At 59.6% G+C, this 20,337-nt stretch carries 26 protein-coding genes; 8 read left to right on the top strand and 18 right to left on the bottom strand.

Annotated elements, in window-relative coordinates; all coding sequences use genetic code 11:
* The first annotated feature begins 2 nt into the window (after positions 1 to 2).
* Genes RAS12_RS22165 through RAS12_RS22145 form a run of 5 tightly spaced genes read left to right on the top strand, consistent with a single transcriptional unit; the run spans position 3 to position 4,796 of the window.
* On the top strand, positions 3 to 1,175 hold the full coding sequence (locus RAS12_RS22165; RefSeq protein WP_306941360.1) for a substrate-binding domain-containing protein: 1,173 nt from the start codon (positions 3 to 5) through the stop codon (positions 1,173 to 1,175).
* A gap of 15 nt (positions 1,176 to 1,190) precedes the next feature.
* Positions 1,191 to 1,961 (top strand): ABC transporter ATP-binding protein, encoded by a 771-nt coding sequence (locus tag RAS12_RS22160; RefSeq protein WP_306941358.1) that lies wholly within the window; start codon positions 1,191 to 1,193, stop codon positions 1,959 to 1,961.
* Entirely contained in the window at positions 1,958 to 2,710 is a 753-nt protein-coding gene (locus tag RAS12_RS22155) for an ABC transporter ATP-binding protein (protein ID WP_306941356.1), read from the top strand. The genes RAS12_RS22160 and RAS12_RS22155 overlap by 4 nt, the downstream gene beginning before the upstream one ends.
* Positions 2,707 to 3,717: a branched-chain amino acid ABC transporter permease gene (locus tag RAS12_RS22150; RefSeq protein WP_306941354.1), complete on the top strand. Its 1,011-nt coding sequence runs from the start codon at positions 2,707 to 2,709 to the stop codon at positions 3,715 to 3,717. Before RAS12_RS22155 ends, RAS12_RS22150 begins: the two co-directional genes overlap by 4 nt.
* Before the next feature lie 11 nt (positions 3,718 to 3,728).
* Positions 3,729 to 4,796, top strand: a complete 1,068-nt coding sequence (locus RAS12_RS22145; protein ID WP_306941352.1) for a branched-chain amino acid ABC transporter permease — start codon at positions 3,729 to 3,731, stop codon at positions 4,794 to 4,796.
* 31 nt (positions 4,797 to 4,827) lie between these two features.
* Here the strand turns inward: RAS12_RS22145 and RAS12_RS22140 are convergent, their stop codons facing one another.
* From RAS12_RS22140 to rplC, 12 genes are all read right to left on the bottom strand, one after another.
* Positions 4,828 to 5,244, bottom strand: a complete 417-nt coding sequence (locus RAS12_RS22140) for a hypothetical protein (RefSeq protein WP_306941350.1) — start codon at positions 5,242 to 5,244, stop codon at positions 4,828 to 4,830.
* A gap of 93 nt (positions 5,245 to 5,337) precedes the next feature.
* Entirely contained in the window at positions 5,338 to 5,964 is a 627-nt protein-coding gene (locus RAS12_RS22135; protein ID WP_306941349.1) for a hypothetical protein, read from the bottom strand.
* Between the two features lie 104 nt (positions 5,965 to 6,068).
* Positions 6,069 to 6,350: a 30S ribosomal protein S17 gene (gene rpsQ / locus RAS12_RS22130; RefSeq protein WP_306941348.1), complete on the bottom strand. Its 282-nt coding sequence runs from the start codon at positions 6,348 to 6,350 to the stop codon at positions 6,069 to 6,071.
* Positions 6,351 to 6,352: 2 nt separating this feature from the next.
* On the bottom strand, positions 6,353 to 6,544 hold the full coding sequence (rpmC, locus tag RAS12_RS22125; RefSeq protein ID WP_003806912.1) for a 50S ribosomal protein L29: 192 nt from the start codon (positions 6,542 to 6,544) through the stop codon (positions 6,353 to 6,355).
* 11 nt (positions 6,545 to 6,555) lie between these two features.
* Positions 6,556 to 6,972, bottom strand: coding sequence for a 50S ribosomal protein L16 (rplP, locus tag RAS12_RS22120; protein ID WP_006216552.1), 417 nt, complete (start codon positions 6,970 to 6,972; stop codon positions 6,556 to 6,558).
* A gap of 2 nt (positions 6,973 to 6,974) precedes the next feature.
* Positions 6,975 to 7,769 carry a 30S ribosomal protein S3 gene (gene rpsC, locus RAS12_RS22115; RefSeq protein ID WP_306941285.1) on the bottom strand — a complete coding sequence of 265 codons (795 nt, stop codon included), beginning with the start codon at positions 7,767 to 7,769 and terminating at the stop codon, positions 6,975 to 6,977.
* A gap of 9 nt (positions 7,770 to 7,778) precedes the next feature.
* Positions 7,779 to 8,108 carry a 50S ribosomal protein L22 gene (rplV, locus tag RAS12_RS22110; protein ID WP_006227021.1) on the bottom strand — a complete coding sequence of 110 codons (330 nt, stop codon included), beginning with the start codon at positions 8,106 to 8,108 and terminating at the stop codon, positions 7,779 to 7,781.
* 3 nt (positions 8,109 to 8,111) lie between these two features.
* Positions 8,112 to 8,387 carry a 30S ribosomal protein S19 gene (gene rpsS / locus RAS12_RS22105; RefSeq protein ID WP_006216555.1) on the bottom strand — a complete coding sequence of 92 codons (276 nt, stop codon included), beginning with the start codon at positions 8,385 to 8,387 and terminating at the stop codon, positions 8,112 to 8,114.
* Positions 8,388 to 8,399: 12 nt separating this feature from the next.
* On the bottom strand, positions 8,400 to 9,227 hold the full coding sequence (rplB, locus tag RAS12_RS22100) for a 50S ribosomal protein L2 (RefSeq protein ID WP_306941281.1): 828 nt from the start codon (positions 9,225 to 9,227) through the stop codon (positions 8,400 to 8,402).
* Positions 9,228 to 9,524, bottom strand: a complete 297-nt coding sequence (rplW, locus tag RAS12_RS22095) for a 50S ribosomal protein L23 (protein ID WP_006216557.1) — start codon at positions 9,522 to 9,524, stop codon at positions 9,228 to 9,230.
* Complete coding sequence (gene rplD / locus RAS12_RS22090) at positions 9,521 to 10,141, bottom strand: 50S ribosomal protein L4 (RefSeq protein ID WP_306941274.1); 621 nt, start codon at positions 10,139 to 10,141, stop codon at positions 9,521 to 9,523. The genes rplW and rplD overlap by 4 nt, the downstream gene beginning before the upstream one ends.
* A 4-nt stretch (positions 10,142 to 10,145) precedes the next feature.
* Positions 10,146 to 10,835 carry a 50S ribosomal protein L3 gene (gene rplC / locus RAS12_RS22085; RefSeq protein ID WP_306941273.1) on the bottom strand — a complete coding sequence of 230 codons (690 nt, stop codon included), beginning with the start codon at positions 10,833 to 10,835 and terminating at the stop codon, positions 10,146 to 10,148.
* 452 nt (positions 10,836 to 11,287) lie between these two features.
* Here rplC and RAS12_RS22080 point away from each other — a divergent pair, with 452 nt between their 5' ends.
* The gene (locus RAS12_RS22080) at positions 11,288 to 12,094 is read left to right on the top strand and encodes an aspartate dehydrogenase (RefSeq protein WP_306941271.1); all 807 of its coding nucleotides are present in this window, start codon (positions 11,288 to 11,290) and stop codon (positions 12,092 to 12,094) included.
* Positions 12,095 to 12,198: 104 nt separating this feature from the next.
* Here RAS12_RS22080 and rpsJ read toward each other — a convergent pair whose 3' ends face one another.
* From rpsJ to RAS12_RS22050, 6 genes are all read right to left on the bottom strand, one after another.
* The gene (gene rpsJ, locus RAS12_RS22075) at positions 12,199 to 12,510 is read right to left on the bottom strand and encodes a 30S ribosomal protein S10 (protein ID WP_003806903.1); all 312 of its coding nucleotides are present in this window, start codon (positions 12,508 to 12,510) and stop codon (positions 12,199 to 12,201) included.
* A gap of 74 nt (positions 12,511 to 12,584) precedes the next feature.
* On the bottom strand, positions 12,585 to 13,775 hold the full coding sequence (gene tuf, locus RAS12_RS22070) for an elongation factor Tu (RefSeq protein WP_306940817.1): 1,191 nt from the start codon (positions 13,773 to 13,775) through the stop codon (positions 12,585 to 12,587).
* A gap of 77 nt (positions 13,776 to 13,852) precedes the next feature.
* On the bottom strand, positions 13,853 to 15,955 hold the full coding sequence (gene fusA / locus RAS12_RS22065) for an elongation factor G (RefSeq protein ID WP_306940874.1): 2,103 nt from the start codon (positions 15,953 to 15,955) through the stop codon (positions 13,853 to 13,855).
* 18 nt (positions 15,956 to 15,973) lie between these two features.
* Positions 15,974 to 16,444, bottom strand: a complete 471-nt coding sequence (gene rpsG, locus RAS12_RS22060; protein WP_006216561.1) for a 30S ribosomal protein S7 — start codon at positions 16,442 to 16,444, stop codon at positions 15,974 to 15,976.
* Positions 16,445 to 16,610: 166 nt separating this feature from the next.
* Positions 16,611 to 16,988: a 30S ribosomal protein S12 gene (gene rpsL / locus RAS12_RS22055; protein ID WP_025513351.1), complete on the bottom strand. Its 378-nt coding sequence runs from the start codon at positions 16,986 to 16,988 to the stop codon at positions 16,611 to 16,613.
* 514 nt (positions 16,989 to 17,502) lie between these two features.
* Positions 17,503 to 18,201, bottom strand: a complete 699-nt coding sequence (locus RAS12_RS22050) for a response regulator transcription factor (protein ID WP_306940842.1) — start codon at positions 18,199 to 18,201, stop codon at positions 17,503 to 17,505.
* Between the two features lie 266 nt (positions 18,202 to 18,467).
* Here RAS12_RS22050 and RAS12_RS22045 point away from each other — a divergent pair, with 266 nt between their 5' ends.
* Together RAS12_RS22045 and RAS12_RS22040 are read left to right on the top strand one after the other, a co-directional pair.
* Positions 18,468 to 19,184 carry a response regulator transcription factor gene (locus RAS12_RS22045; protein WP_306940840.1) on the top strand — a complete coding sequence of 239 codons (717 nt, stop codon included), beginning with the start codon at positions 18,468 to 18,470 and terminating at the stop codon, positions 19,182 to 19,184.
* Positions 19,185 to 19,219: 35 nt separating this feature from the next.
* Entirely contained in the window at positions 19,220 to 20,329 is a 1,110-nt protein-coding gene (locus RAS12_RS22040) for a FecR family protein (RefSeq protein ID WP_306940838.1), read from the top strand.
* Positions 20,330 to 20,337: the final 8 nt, after the last annotated feature.

The raw sequence follows: 20,337 nt of genomic DNA, 5'->3' as shown, positions 1-20,337 counted from the left end.
CCATGAATCGTATTTTGATAGCTGCGCTGGCCGCCCTTTGCATGAATTCGGCCATGGCCGCAAAGGACTTCGTCGTCGCTCACGTCTATGACAAGACGGGGCCGCTCGAAGCCTATGCCAAGCAAACGCAGAACGGCCTGATGCTCGGTCTGGAATACGCGACCCAAGGCACCATGACAGTGGCGGGCCGCAAGATACGCGTGATCGAGAAAGACAACCAGGGCAAGCCCGACGTCGCCCGCGCTCAACTGGCATCGGCCTACGCGGACGACAACGCCGATATCGCCGTCGGACCCACCTCCTCTGGCGTGGCGCTAGCCATGCTGCCCATCGCCGAAGAGTACGAAAAGATTCTGCTGGTTGAACCCGCGGTCGCGGATTCCATTACCGGTGAAAAATGGAACAAGTACATCTTCCGCACCGGCCGCAATTCATCGCAGGATGCGATCGCCAACGCAGTCGCGTTTGATCAGCCAGGCACCTCAATCGCCATGCTGGCGCAGGACTATGCCTTTGGCCGCGACGGGGTGAAGGCGTTCAAAGGCGCCCTGAAAAATGCGAAGATCGTGCATGAGGAATATCTGCCCGCCAACGCCACCGACTTCACAGCGGGCGCGCAACGGCTGTTCGATGCGCTGAAGGACAAACCCGGCCGCAAGATCATCTTCATTCTTTGGGCCGGCGCGGGCAATCCGTTCAAGATTGCCGACCTGGACCCCAAACGTTTCGGCATCGAGATCGCAACGGGCGGCAATACGCTCGCCGCGATGACGCCGCTGAAATCGCTGGCCGGCATGGAAGGCGCAACCTACTACTACTACGGCATCCCGAAGAATCCGGTGAATGACTGGCTGGTTGCCGAACACCAGAAGCGCTTCAACCAGCCACCGGATTTCTTCACGGCGGGCGGCATGTCCGCAGGCGTGGCCATCGTGGCAGCGCTGAACAAGACTGCGGGCAACTCCGATACCGACACGCTGATCAAAGCGATGGAGGGCATGAGTTTCGACACGCCCAAAGGCAAGATGACCTTCCGTCCCGAAGATCATCAGGCGATGCAATCCATGTACCACTTCCGCATCAAGAATGATCCGTCTGTGCCGTGGGCCGTGCAGGATCTGGTCAAGGAAATCACGCCGGACCAGATGGCCGTGCCGATCCAAAACAAACGCTAACGTCCCGCTCCCACAATGCTGGAAACCCAATCGCTCACGATCCGTTTTGGCGGACATGTGGCCGTCAACGAAGTCAGTTGCAGTTATGCACCTGGCACGTTGACCGCCATTGTCGGCCCGAACGGCGCGGGCAAGACCACCTACTTCAACCTGATCTCGGGGCAATTGCGCGCAAACGCGGGTTCGGTGCGCCTGAATGGACGCGACTTGACCGCGCTTGCGGCCCCGGCCCGCATGCATGCAGGGCTGGGCCGCGCGTTTCAATTGACGCAGCTGTTCCCGCGCTTGAGCGTGCATGAAAACGTGCGCCTTGCCCTGCAATCGCGCCAGCAGGGTATAGGCTGGCGGCAAATCCGATTCTGGCGCACGTGGAGTGAAGATCGGCAGTTGCTGGCGCGTGCCGACGCGCTGCTGGAACGCACGCGGCTGCATGCGCGCCGTGACCAGGCTGCCGCGGATTTGCCCCACGGTGATCAGCGCAAGCTGGAAATCGCCATGCTGATTGCGCTGGAGCCGCAAGTGTTCATGTTCGACGAACCGACAGCCGGGATGAGTGTGGACGATGTACCCGTCGTGCTGGAGCTGATCCGCGAGATCAAGAACGATCCGTCCAAGACCATTCTGCTGGTTGAACACAAAATGGATGTGGTGCGCGAACTGGCCGACCGCATTGTCGTCCTGCATAACGGCCAATTGATGGCGGACGGCGAACCTGCGGCCGTCATCGCTTCGCCTATCGTTCAGGAAGCCTATCTGGGCGTCGCCCCGCGGGAGCCTTCCGCATGAACGCGACTCCCCTGCTGGAATTGAAAGACGTGCATACGCATATCGGCGCGTATCACATACTGCATGGCGTCGACCTGGCCGTGGCCCCCTCTGCGGTCACGATGCTGCTGGGCCGCAACGGCGCAGGCAAGACGACGACATTACGCACGATCATGAGTTTGTGGCGTGCGTCGCAAGGTCAGGTGTGCTTTGAAGGCGTGCCGGTTGGCGGGCCGGGCACACGCAGCTCACCGCCCGACATGGCACGCTTGGGACTGGCATACGTGCCCGAGAACATGGGCATCTTCGCCGACCTGTCGGTCAAAGAGAACATGCTGCTGGCAGCACGCCAGGCTAAGCGCGAGAACCAGTTGGATACCGCCAGGCTTGAATGGATCTTTGGGTTCTTTCCTGCTCTCAAGAAATTCTGGCTATACCCCGCAGGCAAACTGTCGGGCGGCCAAAAGCAGATGCTTGCGGTGGCACGCGCCATCATCGAGCCGCGCCGGCTATTGCTGATCGACGAACCGAGCAAGGGACTTGCGCCCGCCATCATCCAAAACATGATCGAAGCATTCATCGAGCTCAAACAGGCGTCCACGACGATTCTGCTGGTCGAGCAGAACTTCAACTTTGCCCGTCAGGTCGGCGATCACGTGGCGATCATGGATAACGGACGCGTCGTGCATGCAGGCGGCATGCAGGAACTGGCGGACGACGACGCGTTGCAGACGCGCCTTCTGGGTCTGTCGCTGGGAAGCCATCAATGAACGCGATCAACACTGACACCCCGCTGCCCCGCACCCGCGCTGACCTGCGGCCGATTGTGCTGGTGCTTGCGCTGGCAGCATTGGCGTTGCCCCTGGTCGGCTCATTTTCTACCTGGGTCACGCTGACCTTCGCCGGTTTGGCGATGGGCATGATCATTTTCATTGTCGCCTCGGGCATGACGCTCGTCTTCGGGCTGATGGATGTTCTGAATTTCGGACACGGCCTGTTCATCGCCATCGGCGCGTATATGGCCGCCACTGTGCTCGGCTCCATGGCGGACTGGACGCAGTCCGGCAGCCTGTGGCTGAACGTGGGCGCCGTGCTGCCCGCCATGATTGTCGGCATGTTGGTAGCTGGCGCGGTGGGGCTCGCGTTCGAACGAGTGATTGTGCGCCCTGTCTACGGACAACACTTGAAGCAGATCCTGATCACGATGGGCGGCATGATCATCGGCGAAGAGATCATCAAGATGTTGTGGGGTCCGCAGACTCTTACGCTGCCTTTGCCCGAAGCGATGCGCGGCGCGTTCCTCGTGGGTGACGCGGCGATCGAGAAGTTCAGAGTCGTGGCGCTGGTCGTGGGTTTGCTGGTTCTGGGCGGCATGCTGTGGCTGCTGAACCGCACCAAACTCGGTCTGCTGATCCGCGCTGGCGTCGAAGACCGCGAGATGGTGGAGAGCTTGGGCTATCGCATCCGCCACCTCTTTATTGGCGTGTTTGTGGCCGGCTCAATGCTGGCCGGGCTGGGCGGCGTGCTTTGGGGCATGTATCAACAGTCGATCGTGCCGCAACTGGGCGCGCAGGTGAACGTGCTGATCTTCATCGTCATCATGATTGGAGGTCTGGGTTCCACCGTGGGGTGCCTGATTGGTGCGTTGCTGGTCGGTCTGATGGCCAACTACACCGGTTTTCTGCTGCCTAAGGCCGCCCTGTTTTCCAACATTGCGCTGATGGTTGCCATTCTGTTGTGGCGTCCGCAGGGCGTGTATCCGGTCACGAATCGCTAGGAACCGCCGACATGATCCGACGATTGCTCTCCGGCGATCCGCCACGCAGTACCGTACTTGCCGTCTTGCTTGTTCTGATCGTTGCCGCTTTGGCTGCGGCGCCCTTTCTCTTTCCCGGCCCCAAGTCGCTGGCTGTCGCGGCCAAGATTCTGGTATTCGTGATTCTTGTCGCCAGCTACGACCTGCTGCTGGGCTATACCGGCATCGTGAGCTTTGCGCACACCATGTTCTTCGGTATTGGCGCGTACGGCGTGGCGATCGCCAGCGTGCGGTTGGAGCCAGGCTGGACAGCCGTGTTCTCAGGAGTGGCGGGAGGGCTTGCCGTGTCACTGGCCTTCGCCTTGTTGATCGGGTTGGCCAGCCTGCGGGTACGCGCCATCTTCTACGCCATGATCACGCTGGCGGTGGCTGCCGCATTCCAGACGCTGGTATCGCAGCTGTCGGATCTGACGGGCGGCGAAGACGGCCTGAATTTCAAGGTGCCGCAAATGTTGCGTCCGGCATTCCGGCCCTTGTCGGAGCCGTTGTTCGGCGTCACGATCGACGGGCGCATCATCACGTATTACTTGATCGCGGCAGTCAGTGTCGTGTTGTTCCTTATGCTGCTGCGCATCGTGAATTCTCCGTTTGGCCGCGTGCTGCAGGCCATCCGCGAAAATCCCTTCCGCGCCGAAGCCATCGGTTATCGGACCGTGCTGTATCGCAGCCTGTCCAATTTGCTGGCCGCCGCCTTCGCAACCTTGGCTGGCGCTATGTATGCGTTATGGCTGCGCTACAACGGCCCCGATACCTCTTTGTCTTTCGAGATCATGCTCAACATCCTGTTGATGCTGGTGATCGGCGGCATGGGAACCATGTACGGCGCAGTTGTGGGCGCAAGCCTGTTTGTGTTCGCGCAGAGTTATCTGCAAGACGGCTTGCATGTGATCCATGACGCCGTGGCAGACGTCGCGCCGCTCGCGCTATTGTTTGAACCAGACCGCTGGCTGTTGTGGCTCGGGATCTTGTTTGTGGTGTCGGTGTACTACTTCCCTAGCGGGATCGCGGGACAGTTGCGAGAACGAGCGCGGGGACGTTAGGAAGAGGACCGCGCGCACCCTGGAAATTCCGCTACTTCACGCGGCGGCGCAGGTCATCGACACTGCTCTTGACGTCGGCAATACGCCTGCGCAAGTCATCGAATTTTCGATCGTCCGAACTGCTGCCGCTATTCTGTTTAGAAGCACTGCGCGACAGCTTATCAAGTTCATTTTTCTGGGCATCTACTTTGCGGCTCAGCGCGTCATTCGCCTTGCGCAGTTCTTCCAGAGCTTTGCCCTGCTCTTCTAGACGATTGACCACCTTTGTGAGCTCGGTCACTTCCATGCCCGTACTGACCTGGCCGTCGTTGCCCAAAATCATCAGGCTTGGTCGATAGGGCCTTGTGACGGTCCGATCTTTCAGTGGCACTTGTTGCGCCCAGGCGGCGGAGGACGCCAGCCCTCCCGCTACCAGCAACGCCTTGCACACCAATCCAAGTTTGCTCACTGACCTACGCATACGTTCAGCTCCTCAGGGAAAAAGCGGGAGGCGCACAGACGCCGTGCGGCCATTATTGTCTGAGGCGGCTCGACAGCGCCACTACCTTCCATTCTGCCGAAGCGTGTCGGCATCGCGCCGCAAGCCGTTAACACGCCGCTGCATCTCGTCGATGCTGCGCTGCGTTTCACTGTTGCCTCTGTCTATTTGCGAGCCCGACGGCGTAGGCGCCAGGGGTTGCATGTTCATCGGTGCACGCGAGCCGTTCAATGGAATCATTGCTGGCGGCGGTGGATGTGCCGAAGCCGGAGTTCCGGTCAACAAGCGCTCAAGCATGTGCAATTGATCACGTTGAACCTGTAGCGCTCGTTCCTGATCCATCAGCGCCTGTTCGTTTTCATCTTCGGTACCGAAGATAGCTGCGTGTTCACGCGACAGACCATCCATTTTGACGCGCGGATCGGGGCCAGCATTCAACAGGCTTTTGCCTAACGATGTCAGATCCGTCGGGGCCGTGGCTGGTGCGCCACCGCCCGCTCCCTGCAAGGCTTTAGCAGATGGCGCCGCGCCGACAGCAGCGCCTTCAGGGCTGATTCCATTCTGTGCGGACGGCTCGGATTGGCCTTGACCTTGTTGGCCTTGACCTTGGGCAAGCGTCTGCTGGGAAACCGTAGCCAGTGCCATCGCGGCCATCAACCCAAGCGGAATTGCCTTCTTGAAGCCGCGCATGATGTTCTTTGAATTCCGGAATAAAAGGCAAAAAAAAACGGCAAGGGGTTTAGCCCTTGCCGCTTTATATCAGAACAGCGAACCGTTCCGATGATCTGCTTTACTTAGATGCCACGTGCGGCTTCAACCAGACGCACCACACGCCACGACTTCGAGCGCGAGATGGGACGGCCTTCAGCGATTTCAACCGTGTCGCCTTCGTTGTATTGGTTCGATTCATCGTGCGCCTTGTACTTCGCGGAGCGCATGATGATCTTGCCGAAGATGGGGTGCTTGACGCGGCGTTCAACCAGAACGACGACAGTCTTGTCCATCTTGTTGCTTACGACCTTGCCAACCAGCGTACGCTGGCGCTTGGCCACTTGGGTGTTTTGAGTTTCGCTCATCTTTATTTCCCTGCCTTCTCGGTCAGCAAGGTGCGAACGCGTGCAATGTCACGACGCACATTGCGCAGCTGGCTGGTGTTGGCCAGTTGCTGCGTGGCCTTCTGCATACGCAGACCGAATTGTGCCTTCAGCAGGCTTTCGAGCTCTTTGCCGAGCTCGGCGGCATCTTTCGAACGGAGTTCGCTAGCTTTCATGTTAGTACTCCTTAAGCACCGATATGACGCGCGACGAACGTGGTCGAAATCGGCAGCTTGGCAGCGGCCAGGCGGAAAGCTTCACGCGCGATCTCTTCGCTCACACCTTCCATTTCGTAGAGCACTTTGCCGGGCTGAATTTCAGCGACCCAGTACTCAGGATTGCCCTTACCGTTACCCATACGGACTTCGGCGGGCTTTTGCGAGATGGGCTTATCCGGGAAAATGCGAATCCAGATACGGCCGCCACGCTTGATGTGACGATTGATAGCACGACGAGCGGCTTCGATCTGACGAGCGGTCAAACGGCCACGGCCGGTGGCCTTCAGACCGAATTCGCCGAACGACACGTGGGTACCACGAGTCGCCAGACCGGTGTTGCGGCCCTTCTGCTCTTTGCGATACTTTCTGCGAGAGGGTTGCAGCATGGTTATTCTCCTTCAGGCGCCGGAGCAGCGTCCGCCTTGCGGGGACCACCACGACCGCGACCACCCGGACGACCGGTGCGAGCACCGTCCGGACGATCACCACGCGGAGCGCGGCGCGGACGACGTTCTTCTTCGCGCGGGGCTGCGGTTTCCGGCGGCAATTCGCCGTTAGCCAGCATGTCGCCCTTATAGACCCAGACCTTGATGCCAATCACGCCATACGTGGTGTGGGCTTCGGAGGTGCCGTAGTCAATATTGGCCTTGAGGGTGTGCAGCGGCACACGGCCTTCGCGATACCACTCGGTGCGAGCAATTTCGATACCGTTCAGACGGCCGGCGCTCATGATCTTGATGCCTTGGGCACCCAGACGCATCGCGTTCTGCATCGCACGCTTCATTGCGCGACGGAACATGATGCGCTTCTCGAGCTGTTGCGAGATCGAGTCGGCGATCAGTTGAGCATCGGTTTCCGGCTTGCGGATTTCTTCGATGTTGACGTGCACAGGCACGCCCATCAGACGCTGCAGATCAGCCTTCAGGCTTTCGATGTCTTCGCCGCGCTTGCCGATCACCACACCCGGACGAGCCGAGTAGACGGTAATGCGGGCATTCTTGGCGGGACGCTCGATGATCACACGACCAACGGAGGCGCTCTTGAGCTTCTTTTTGAGGTACTCGCGAACACGAATGTCTTCGGCCAGCATGGCACCGAAGGACTTGTCGTCGGCGAACCAACGCGAGGACCAATTACGGGTGACCGCGAGACGGAACCCAGTGGGGTGAATTTTCTGACCCATCGTGACTCCTTAAGCTCCGACCTTAACCGTGATATGGCAGGTCTGCTTCTCGATACGGTTGCCGCGGCCCTTGGCGCGAGCGGAGAAGCGCTTCATCGACTGAGCCTTGTCCACAAAAATCGTGGTGACTTTCAGTTCGTCGATATCGGCGCCGTCGTTGTGCTCGGCGTTGGCGATGGCGGACTCGACAGCCTTCTTCAGGATGACGGCAGCCTTCTTCGGCGAGAAGGTGAGGATCTCCAGGGCACGGCCGACCTTCTGACCACGGATCAAGTCCGCAACCAGACGCGTCTTCTGTGCCGAGATGTGCACCCCACGGATAATGGCAGTAGTTTCCATCGCTTACCTCTTCGCCTTCTTGTCCGCAGCGTGACCCTTGAACGTACGGGTCAACGCGAACTCGCCCAGCTTGTGACCGACCATGTTCTCGTTGATATACACGGGGACATGTTGCTTGCCGTTGTGCACAGCGATCGTCAGACCGATGAACTCGGGCAGGATCGTGGAGCGACGCGACCAGGTCTTGATCGGCTTCTTGTCTTTGCCCGCGACGGCCGTGTCCACCTTTTTGATCAGGTGAGCATCGACAAACGGGCCTTTCTTGATCGAACGTGACATAGTGTTCGCCTCTTACTTGCGCTTGCGCCGTTGGACGATCATATTGTTCGTCCGCTTGTTGCGACGGGTCTTGAAACCCTTCGCCGGAGTACCCCACGGGCTGACCGGTTCGCGTGCTTCACCGGTACGGCCTTCACCGCCACCGTGCGGGTGATCCACCGGGTTCATGGCAACGCCACGGACCGTCGGGCGGACACCACGCCAACGCATTGCACCGGCCTTGCCAATTTGGCGCAGGCTGTGTTCTTCGTTACCGACTTCACCAATGGTGGCGCGGCATTCGATGTGCACACGGCGGACTTCACCAGAGCGCAGACGCACTTGAGCGTAGATGCCTTCGCGAGCCAGCAGGACGGCGGAAGCGCCGGCCGAACGGACCATTTGAGCACCCTTGCCAGGCAGCATTTCGACGCAGTGAATCGTCGTACCCACCGGGATGTTGCGGATCGGCAGCGTGTTACCGACGCGGATCGGAGCTTCGACGCCCGACAGCACGGTAGAACCCACTTCCAGACCACGCGGAGCGATGATGTAACGACGTTCGCCGTCGGCGTAGCACAGCAGAGCAATGTGCGCCGTACGGTTCGGGTCATATTCCAGACGCTCGACCTTTGCCGGGATACCGTCCTTGTCACGACGGAAGTCGACGAGACGGTAGTGCTGCTTGTGGCCACCGCCACGATGACGGATCGTGATGTGACCGTTGTTGTTACGGCCCGAACCACGGATCTTCTTTTCCAGCAGCGGCGCGTAGGGGTCACCCTTGTGCAGGTTGGGACTAACAACCTTCACCATGCCACGACGGCCAGCCGAAGTCGGCTTAACTTTTACGAGGGCCATTTACTTCACCTCCGCAAAGTCGATTTCCTGGCCGTCTTTGAGCGACACGTAAGCCTTGCGCTCATTACGGCGGCGGCCAACGAATCGGCCAAAGCGCTTGACTTTGCCCTTACGGTTGAGGACCTGCACGGACTCGACCTGCACTTTGAAGAGCAGTTCGACGGCAGCCTTGATTTCCGGCTTGGTAGCGTCAGCCACGACACGGAAAGCGACTTGCTGATTCTTCTCAGCGACGAACGTGGCCTTTTCGGTCACGATCGGAGCCAGAATGACTTGCATCAAGCGTTCAGCGTTCATCCCAGCATCTCCTCGAGTTGAGCGATGGCCGGCTTGGTGATCAGCACTTTCTTGTAGTGGACCAGCGACAACGGATCGGCATAACGGGGCTCGACAACAGCAACGTGCGGCAAGTTGCGGGTGGCGAGGTAAACATTCTCATCAACGCTGTCGGTGATGATCAGGACCGAGTCCAGGCCCAGGCTCTTCAGCTTTGCAGCAGCGTCCTTGGTCTTCGGCGATTCCAGATCAAACGATTCGACAACAGCGATGCGGTCTTCACGAGCCAGTTGCGACAAGATCGAACGGATCCCGGCGCGGTACATCTTCTTGTTGACCTTCTGGCTGAAGTTCTCTTCGGGCGAGTTCGGGAAAATCCGACCACCGCCACGCCACAACGGCGACGAAGTCATACCAGCGCGTGCGCGGCCGGTACCCTTCTGGCGCCAGGGCTTCTTGGTCGAGTGCTTAACTTCAGAACGATCCTTCTGAGCGCGGTTGCCGGCACGGGCATTGGCTTGGAAAGCCACCACGATCTGATGAATCAGAGCTTCGTTAAAGTCACGGCCGAAGATCGTGTCGGGCGCGCTGAACGTAGCAGCGGCCTGACCTTGGTCGTTCAGGAGCTTGAGATCCATTTACTTACGCTCCCTTCTTGGCCGGGGCCTTGATGGCCGGGCGCACGACGATGTCGGCGCCAGCGTGGCCGGGGACAGCGCCCTTGACCAGCAGCAGACCACGTTCAACGTCAACGCGAACGACGTCGAGGTTTTGCACGGTGCGGGTGACATCACCCAGGTGACCAGCCATGCGCTTACCCGGGAAAACGCGACCCGGATCTTGTGCTTGACCAATCGAGCCGGGAACGCGGTGCGAACGGGAGTTACCGTGCGAAGCGCGTTGCGAACCGAAGTGGTGACGCTTGATGGTACCGGCGAAGCCTTTACCAATGGTCGTGCCCGTCACGTCGACCTGTTGGCCGGCTTCGAACACGGTTTCCACGGCGACCACAGCACCAGCCACAAATTCTGCGGCGCGAGCGGGATCAAGGCGGAATTCTTTCAGGATGCTACCGGCTTCAGTGCCGGCTTTGGCGTAGTGGCCCGTTTGCGGCTGAGCCACACGCGAGGCACGACGAGTGCCATAAGCCAACTGGATCGCGGCGTAGCCGTCGGTTTCCAGCGACTTAATTTGGGTCACGCGGTTGTTAGACACGTCCAGCACGGTCACAGGGATGGATTCACCATCCTCGGTAAAAATGCGGGTCATGCCGACCTTGCGACCCACCAGCCCCAGCCGGTGAGCGGCGGGCGTGGGTGTCGAATTCGACATCGTTTTCTCCATTCCCGACTGCGATTGGTCGGGGCTAATCGGGCAAAAGGTAACGGCCTTTGCCCTACGACTATGTTCAACCAGGGTTGGGTTTAACTAGCTCTAAGCTTGTTGCGGCTTACTCAGGCTTGCCTTGCGGCTTACCCCAAGCACTTACCCCAAGCACTTACCCCAAACTTTGAGCGGGCTGAACTTTTCCCATGGTTTGACTTGCCACAAAATGGCAAGCTTGGCATATTAGCACGTTTTTTTCAGTCAGCACAAGCACTTAGCCCGCTTTGGACAGGTACAGGACGCGGATTTGCCACAACCATTCACCCGTATTGAAACCTGGTCGCCGGCAGCCCGGTGAACAGACGCCGAATTGGGCAGTAAGCGCCCGCTAACACGAGGCAGCCCCCTCATTGACCACTGTGCTGCACCTCAAAACCACTATTTCCAAGGACGTTTCGATGTTTAAGATTGCCATGGTGGGCTATGGCGCGATCGGTATTGCCACTCTGACTTTGCTTGCCCGGCGCACCGACCTGGCCGTCACGACAGTGCTGGCTCCGGCGGCGCGGCTGGACGCCGCACGAGAGCGCATCAAACCGTGGGCGGCGCAAGCGGCTGTTCATGCCAGTCTGGACACCGTGGCGCAACGCCCCGACTTGCTCGTGGAGTGCGCGGGTCATGGCGCGATTGTCGAACACGTCATCCCCGCACTGCGCGCGGGCATTCCGTGCGTGATCGCCTCCGTCGGAGCATTGGCCGCGCCAGGCCTGGCGCACGACTTGGAACAAGCAGCCATCGCCGGCGGGACACGCGTTCAATTGCTGTCGGGCGCTATCGGCGCCATCGATGCTCTGGCCGCCGCACGCCATGGCGGATTGGAGCGGGTGATCTACACCGGCCGCAAGCCGCCGCTGGCCTGGAGCGGTACACCCGCAAGCACCCTCTTCGACCTGCCGGCACTGACCGAAGCGGCTGTTATTTTCGAAGGCAGCGCGCGCGAAGCCGCGGCGGCTTACCCCAAAAACGCGAATGTAGCGGCGACTCTGGCCTTGGCGGGCCTGGGCCTGGATCAAACACGTGTGCAATTGCTGGCCGACCCTGGCGTGCAAGACAATGTCCACCATGTACACGCGCAAGGCGCGTTCGGCGAGTTCGAATTAACCATGCGGGGCAAGCCGCTAGCCGCCAACCCCAAGACCTCTTCATTGACGGTCTACAGCCTTGTGCGTGCGATCTGCAATCAGGTCGAACCTATTGTGATCTGACCAACGCCGCACATTGCCGCCACAAAAACAAAATGGCCGCACTCCCTTGGGAATACGGCCATTTTTTACGAGCCTACCGGCGAAGGTAGCAGGCCCGGTACGCCTTACTGCAGCGCGATTTCGACGTCGACGCCGGCCGGCAGGTCCAGACGCATCAGAGCGTCAACGGTCTTGTCGGTGGGATCAACGATGTCCATCAAACGCTGATGGGTACGGATTTCGAACTGGTCGCGCGACGTCTTGTTGACGTGCGGCGAACGCAGAACGTCGTAACGACGGATACGCGTGGGCAGCGGCACCGGGCCGCGGACGACTGCGCCCGTGCGCTTGGCGGTGTCAACGATTTCAGCGGCCGATTGATCGATCAGCTTGTAATCAAAAGCCTTCAAGCGGATGCGAATCTTTTGGTTTTTCATGGCGTTTCCTAAAGAACGAGAGACGAGGGCGGCATTGCGCCCTCGCTGGTTGGGTGCTGCTTAACTGATCCGAATTACTTCAGGATCTTGGCGACGACGCCGGCGCCGACGGTACGACCGCCTTCACGAATGGCGAAACGCAGACCTTCTTCCATGGCGATCGGAGCCAACAGCTTGACCGTCATACCGACGTTGTCGCCCGGCAGAACCATTTCCTTGTCGGCCGGCAGCTCGATCGTGCCAGTCACGTCCGTCGTGCGGAAGTAGAACTGGGGACGATAGCCTTGGAAGAACGGAGTGTGACGGCCGCCTTCTTCCTTGGACAGGATGTACACCTCGGACGTGAAGTCCGTGTGCGGGGTGATCGAGCCCGGCTTGGCCAGAACTTGGCCGCGCTGGACGTCTTCACGCTTGGTGCCGCGCAGCAGAATGCCCACGTTGTCGCCAGCTTGACCTTGGTCGAGCAGCTTACGGAACATTTCAACGCCCGTGCAAGTCGTCTTGACCGTCGGAACCAGACCGACGATTTCGATTTCTTCGCCAACCTTGACGATGCCGCGCTCGATACGGCCGGTAACCACCGTGCCGCGACCCGAGATCGAGAACACGTCTTCAACCGGCATCAGGAACGCGCCGTCAACGGCACGCTCAGGCGTCGGGATGTACGAGTCCAGAGCGTCAGCCAGGTTCATGATGGCCTGTTCGCCCAGTTCGCCCTTGTCGCCTTCCAGCGCCAGCTTGGCCGAACCCTTGATGATCGGGGTATCGTCGCCCGGGAAGTCGTACTTCGACAGAAGCTCGCGAACTTCCATTTCCACCAGCTCGAGCAGCTCGGCGTCGTCAACCATGTCAGCCTTGTTCAGGAAGACGATGATGTACGGCACGCCAACTTGGCGCGACAGCAGGATGTGTTCACGCGTTTGCGGCATCGGGCCGTCAGCGGCCGAAACCACCAGAATCGCGCCGTCCATTTGCGCCGCGCCCGTGATCATGTTCTTCACATAGTCAGCGTGGCCCGGGCAGTCAACGTGCGCGTAGTGACGCGCTGCCGTTTCGTACTCGACGTGAGCGGTGTTGATCGTGATGCCGCGAGCCTTTTCTTCAGGAGTCGCATCGATCTGGTCGTAGCCCTTGGCTTCGCCACCGAACTTGTTCGACAGAACGGTCGTGATAGCTGCCGTCAACGTCGTTTTGCCGTGGTCAACGTGACCAATCGTACCCACGTTCACGTGCGGCTTGGTACGTTCAAACTTGCCTTTTGCCATGATCTCTATCCTTTAACTTTCAAGGAAACTTGATTTCTGCCAGGGCCGTCCGACTGGACGGACCTGACAAGGGTTATTTACTTGGCCCGAGCGGCGATGACTTCGTCAGCGACGTTCTTGGGGGCCTCGGAGTAATGCTTGAATTCCATCGTGTACGTGGCACGACCTTGCGTCAACGAACGCAGGCTCGTGGCGTAACCGAACATCTCAGCCAGGGGCACTTCAGCCTTGATGGTCTTGCCGCCGCCAACCATGTCGTCCATACCTTGAACCATGCCGCGACGCGAGGACAGATCGCCCATCACGGTGCCAGCGTAGTCTTCAGGCGTTTCGACTTCGACGGCCATCATCGGTTCCAGCAGCACGGGGCTGGCCTTGCGCAGACCTTCCTTGAATGCCATGGAGCCGGCCATCTTGAACGCGTTTTCGTTCGAGTCCACATCGTGGTACGAACCGAAGAACAGCGTGACCTTGACGTCGACGATCGGGTAGCCAGCCAACACGCCCGAAGGCAGCGTTTCCTGGATGCCCTTGTCCACTGCGGGGATGTATTCGCGAGGAACCACACCGCCCTTGATGGCGTCCACGAATTCGAAACCACCGCCGGGAGGCAGGGGCTCGACCTTCAGGACCACGTGACCGTACTGGCCGCGACCGCCCGACTGCTTGACGAACTTGCCTTCAACTTCTTCGCAGACCTTGCGAATGGTTTCACGGTAGGCCACTTGCGGCTTGCCGACGTTGGCTTCAACGCCGAACTCACGCTTCATGCGGTCGACCAGAATTTCCAAGTGAAGCTCGCCCATACCGGAAATGATGGTTTGGCCGGATTCTTCGTCGCTGCGCACGCGGAACGACGGATCTTCCTGAGCCAGACGCGACAGCGCCAGACCCATCTTTTCTTGGTCAGCCTTCGACTTCGGTTCCACGGCCTGCGAAATCACGGGCTCAGGGAAAATCATGCGTTCGAGCAGGATGTGGGAGTCGATGTCGCAAAGCGTTTCGCCGGTGGTCACGTCTTTCAGACCCACCACGGCGGCGATGTCGCCTGCCAACACTTCCTTGATTTCTTCGCGGTTGTTCGCGTGCATCTGCAGAATGCGGCCAATACGTTCTTTCTTGCCCTTGATGGGGTTGTAGACCGTATCGCCCGACTTCAGAACGCCCGAGTAAACGCGCACGAAGGTCAATTGACCCACGAACGGATCGCTCATCAGCTTGAATGCCAGAGCCGAGAACTTCTCGTCGTCGTTGGCTTCACGCGTGACGGGATTGCCATCGTCGTCCTGGCCATCAACCGCGGGAATATCCACGGGCGAGGGCAGGTAGTCGATGACCGCGTCCAACATGCGCTGCACGCCCTTGTTCTTGAAGGCGGTGCCGCACAGCATCGGCTGGATTTCGCCAGCGATGGTGCGTTGACGGATGGCCAGATTGATTTCGTCTTCGTCCAAGGAACCCGTTTCCAGGTACTTGTTCATCAGTTCTTCCGACGACTCAGCAGCGGCTTCGACCAGCTTTTCACGCCATTCGTTCGCCAGGCCTTCCAGCTCAGCGGGAACTTCGTGGTAGTCGAACTTGATACCTTGGCTGGCTTCGTCCCAAATGATCGCCTTCATCTTGACCAGGTCGACCACGCCTTGGAACGTGTCTTCGGCGCCGATCGGAATCACGATCGGCACGGGATTGGCGCGCAGGCGATTCTTCAGCTGGTCATAGACCTTGAAGAAGTTGGCGCCGGTGCGGTCCATCTTGTTGACGAAGGCCAAACGCGGCACGCCGTACTTGTTGGCTTGGCGCCACACGGTTTCGGACTGAGGCTGAACACCGCCCACCGCGCAATAGACCATGCAAGCACCGTCCAGGACGCGCATGGAACGTTCCACCTCAATGGTGAAGTCCACGTGACCCGGGGTGTCGATGATGTTGATGCGGTGTTCGGGATAGTTCTTCGCCATGCCACGCCAAAACGCCGTCGTTGCAGCCGACGTAATGGTGATGCCACGCTCTTGCTCTTGTTCCATCCAGTCCATGGTGGCTGCGCCATCATGCACTTCGCCAATCTTGTGATTGACGCCGGTGTAGAACAGGATACGTTCGGTCGTGGTGGTTTTCCCTGCATCGATGTGCGCAGAGATGCCAATGTTGCGATAGCGCTCGATCGGGGTTTTGCGGGCCATGGTGGATTAGTCCTTAAATTACCAGCGGAAATGGCTGAAGGCCTTGTTGGCCTCTGCCATCTTGTGCGTGTCTTCGCGCTTCTTCATGGCGGCGCCACGACCTTCGGAGGCGTCGATCAGTTCGCCAGCAAGACGCAGATCCATCGACTTTTCGCCACGCTTCTTAGCGGCTTCACGGAGCCAACGCATAGCCAGGGCCAGGCGGCGCACAGGGCGCACTTCAACCGGCACTTGGTAGTTGGCACCGCCAACGCGGCGGCTCTTGACTTCGACGATCGGCTTGATGTTGTTGATCGCCAGGCTGAAAACTTCGATCGGCTCTTTGCCGGTCTTGGTTTGCACTTGCTCGAGGGCACCGTAAACGATGCGCTCGGCGACGGCCTTCTTACCGTCCAGCATGACGACGTTCATGAACTTGGCGAGCTCGACGCTGCCGAACTTAGGATCGGGCAGAATCTCGCGCTTGGGTACTTCGCGACGACGGGGCATTGTTGCTTCCTTGTGTCTTTTCAGTTGAACCGTGTTTCATTACACGGCCATGGCCGTCCATTGGGACGACCCCTTACGTACCGCGCTCCATCCCAAAAACCGGAGGGCGCGGTCGCACTGCCCTAGTGACGGACTTCCGCCACGCGGGGGTACTGCTGACTTGTTATTAAGCCTTTTTCGGGCGCTTGGCGCCGTACTTCGAGCGGGACTGCTTACGGTCCTTGACGCCTTGCAGGTCAAGGGAACCGCGCACGATGTGATAACGCACACCGGGCAAGTCCTTCACACGACCGCCACGCACCAGAACGACCGAGTGCTCTTGCAGGTTGTGGCCTTCACCGCCGATGTACGAAATGACTTCGTAACCGTTGGTCAGACGCACTTTGGCAACCTTGCGCAGAGCAGAGTTCGGCTTCTTGGGGGTGGTGGTGTACACGCGAGTGCACACGCCGCGGCGTTGCGGGCAGTTTTCGAGCGCGGGGCTCTTGCTTTTGATGATGCTGACTTCGCGCGGCTTGCGCACGAGTTGGCTAATGGTAGGCATGACCTTTGAAATCCCTTTTACGTACCACTGGTAAGTACTTGCGTACTCGTCTCCGGAAGCAGTGAATTTTCGGAGAAGGCAGTTCGCGCAAAACCGCCTCAAACGTTCGTATACGTAAAAGAGCGGGCTTGCCAACAAACTATGACAAACGCACAAAGCTGAATGCGGCAAGACAACAGTCGGACTGATGGCCGCACAAACAAAAGGCTCGTGACGCACCTTTGTTTGTGTAGACCTAGACTGGTTATCCTTCGGCGTACAGAATTTGCGCGCGAAATAAAGCAGTAAGCCCTTTAGCATAACTGAGATAAAGGTGCACTGTCAAAATTTTTTGTAAGTGCTGCGTCGCGGCGCGTTGCCGGCAAAAAGACCGCCAGTTAGGCGCGAGTCGCGAAAATTGGGGTCATGTACCGGTGCGTATCCATACCGCCTGCCAGACTGAAACCAGCCGGACCGCCCAGGTAATTCATGAGCCCTCGCGAGCGCGTAGGGGCAAGTGTACTCGCCCGCGAGCCTACTGGTCAGCGAATAGATAGCCGCTGCCGTAAACCGTGCGGATGGGCAACATCACGCCAGCCAATTCGGCCTTGCGGCGCAGCCGGCTGACAATCACGTCGATGCTGCGGGACCCGCTGGAGCGCACTCCGCCGCCTTCAACCCGAAGCTCATCGCCCAGCTCGGACCGGCCCACTGCCCTGCCCGCCACTTCCAGCAAGGAGCGGACAATCAGACGCTCATTGGCGGACAGGGAGATCGCCGCGCCAGAGGGAGCAACCAGCGTCCAGCCCTGGTCACGCAATTCCCATTGCGCATTAAGGCCCGCGTCACCCGGCGAATCCAGTCCGGCGGGCAGGCGGCGAGCCAGAGCCAGCAGAATACAAGCCAGTTCGCGCGGATCATGGGGATCAGTCAGGCATGCGTCCGCCCCGCTTTGCAGGCAACGCAGGCGGCTGTCCACGGACATGCCGAGGCCTGTAACCACGATTCCCATCGGCGACGACCCATGTAGCCGCGCCACGAGGGCATAGCCGATTTCGCCCAACGTCCCAACATCCAGGACAACAGCGTCGTATACACCGCTATTGAGCAGTCCAAACAATTCGAGAGACGTCGTGCAACCGCGGGCGGAAATCCCAGCCTGCAGCAGCGTGGACACCGCAGTGTTGCGTGCGGGTTCGTCCGGCGACATCATAAGTATGCGCAATTGATTCATAGCTCTTTCCACCCCCAACCCGAAACCGAACCGTGTTGCCAGCTAGTTGCTGACTATTGGAACAGTTGAGACAGTGTGGCGGCTTGTTGCGCAACAACTCCAGTCAAGATTCGTTAACTTTGCAATGTTTGACAGTTCTTGCCCAGACGTAGCCAGCGCTGGCGCTGCCCGAGTTATCATTCGTTTACACAATTTCCCCCACCCCTCTTGCAGTAGGGCGCCGACTGGGCGCGCTTGCGTAGCAAACCTTCGCGAGAATACGTCTGATGAAAATCGCGTCGCTGGAAGACGACTTAGATCAAGCCCGCCGTATCCAGCAAGTTCTGACCGCTGCCGGATATACCTGCACCAGTTATCACCAAAGCCGGGATCTGCTGGCTGCGCTGCGCACCGAGAGTTTCGATCTGGTGCTGCTGGACTGGCATTTACCTGATATCGACGGCGACGATGTGGTGCGCTGGTTGCGCGCCAACATCGGCCCTCGCGTTCCCGTCATTTTCCTGACCAACCGGTCCAGTGAAGATGATCTGGTAGAAGGGCTGCGGGCGGGGGCCGACGACTACATCGTCAAGCCACTGCGTCCACTCGAACTATTGGCCCGCGTCGCCGCATTGCTGCGGCGCAGCCAGATCGCCGAGCCCGCCAACGATTCGTTCGATGTGGCGCATTACCACATCGAGCCCGCAGCGCGCGCCATCTCGCTTGATGGCGCCACCGTGACTTTGGCGCCCAAGGAATTCGAATTGGCGCTGCTTTTTTTCCGCAATCTGGGCCGGCTGATGTCGCGCGACGTACTAGCCGAATGCGTATGGAACCGGGAAATTCCCGCCACCTCGCGAACGTTGGACACTCACTTGTCGAACATCCGGCAAAAGCTCCAATTGCGTCCCGAGCACGGTGTGCGGCTGACCTCGTCCTACGCCCTGGGCTACCGGCTGGAGCTGGTCAGCACGTCCGACGACAACCAGGCCAGCCCCTCATAGACGCTTTCGCGCGAACCTCCGGAGAACCGATTTTCATGAGCCGCTGCCGCGCGCTTTCTTCGCTTGCCCTCTTTGCCTGCCTGACGCTTTCCGCCCCCGCGAACAGCCAACCTGCCGGCGCCCTGGGCGACGATTTCATCTATCGCATTCGTCAAGGCGACACGCTGATCAATCTGGCGACCCTGTACACGCGAAATCAAGCCAACTGGGCGCAACTGCAAACCTTGAACAAGGTGATCAGTCCGGAAGCGCTGCCAATCGGGCTTGAGCTGCGTATTCCTCTTGCGATGATTCCCGAACGCGCCGCTCCCGCGCGCGTGGTGCACGTAAGCGGACAGGCCAATATGAACGGCAAGCCGCTGCAACCTGGCGCCACCTTGGCCGAGGGCAGCACCGTCGTCACCGCGCCCAACGGCTTTGTCACGCTGGAACTGGCTGATGGCTCCAAGCTCACGCTACCGGCCGATGGCTCGGTTGAACTCACGCGTCTGCGTCAATTTGAAGGCGCCGAGCTGACGGACTCCGTTATCCATGTCCAACGGGGCAGTGTCGAATCCACCGTTGCTCCCACCGGACAAGGGGTGGGCCGATTTGAAGTGCGCACGCCGGTTGCGGTGACGGGCGTACGCGGCACGCGCTTCCGTGTGCAAAGCGGGTCTGGTGGCGTGCAAAGTGAAGTGCTGGAAGGCAGCGTACGCCTGCAAGCTCACGCGCCCGGCACGGCGCCCGCCAAGCCGGTTGCTGTGGCTACGGGTTACGGCGCAGCGGTCCGCGCGGACGGTAGTGTGTCTGGCGTGCGCGCGCTGCTGACGGCGCCTGAACTGAGTCAGCCCGTCCGTTCAGGCGGCGGCGCATGGACCAGCACTTTCGCCCCCGTGCCCGGCGCCGAACAGTACCTGGTGCGTGTCTCACGTGATGCCGAAGGCGCCCTGCCCGTGTCGTCAACCAGCTTTCCCAGCAATGACATCCGATTCACCGCGCCCGGTCCCGGCACCTACTATGTGTCGGTGCGCGCCGTGGACGAACTAGGCCTGCGTGGCCGGGATGCGGTCGCCTCGTTCGAAGGCGCGAATCAACTGATGACGTCTTTCGGCGTGGGCGTAGGCAGCGGCACAGGCGGTCTCATCACGTTGACTGAATACTAGAGCCCGCC

Origin of the sequence: Achromobacter seleniivolatilans (assembly GCF_030864005.1) — a bacterium.
Classification (GTDB): Bacteria; Pseudomonadota; Gammaproteobacteria; order Burkholderiales; family Burkholderiaceae_B; genus Achromobacter; species Achromobacter seleniivolatilans.
This window is presented reverse-complemented; position numbering and strand designations above follow the sequence as displayed.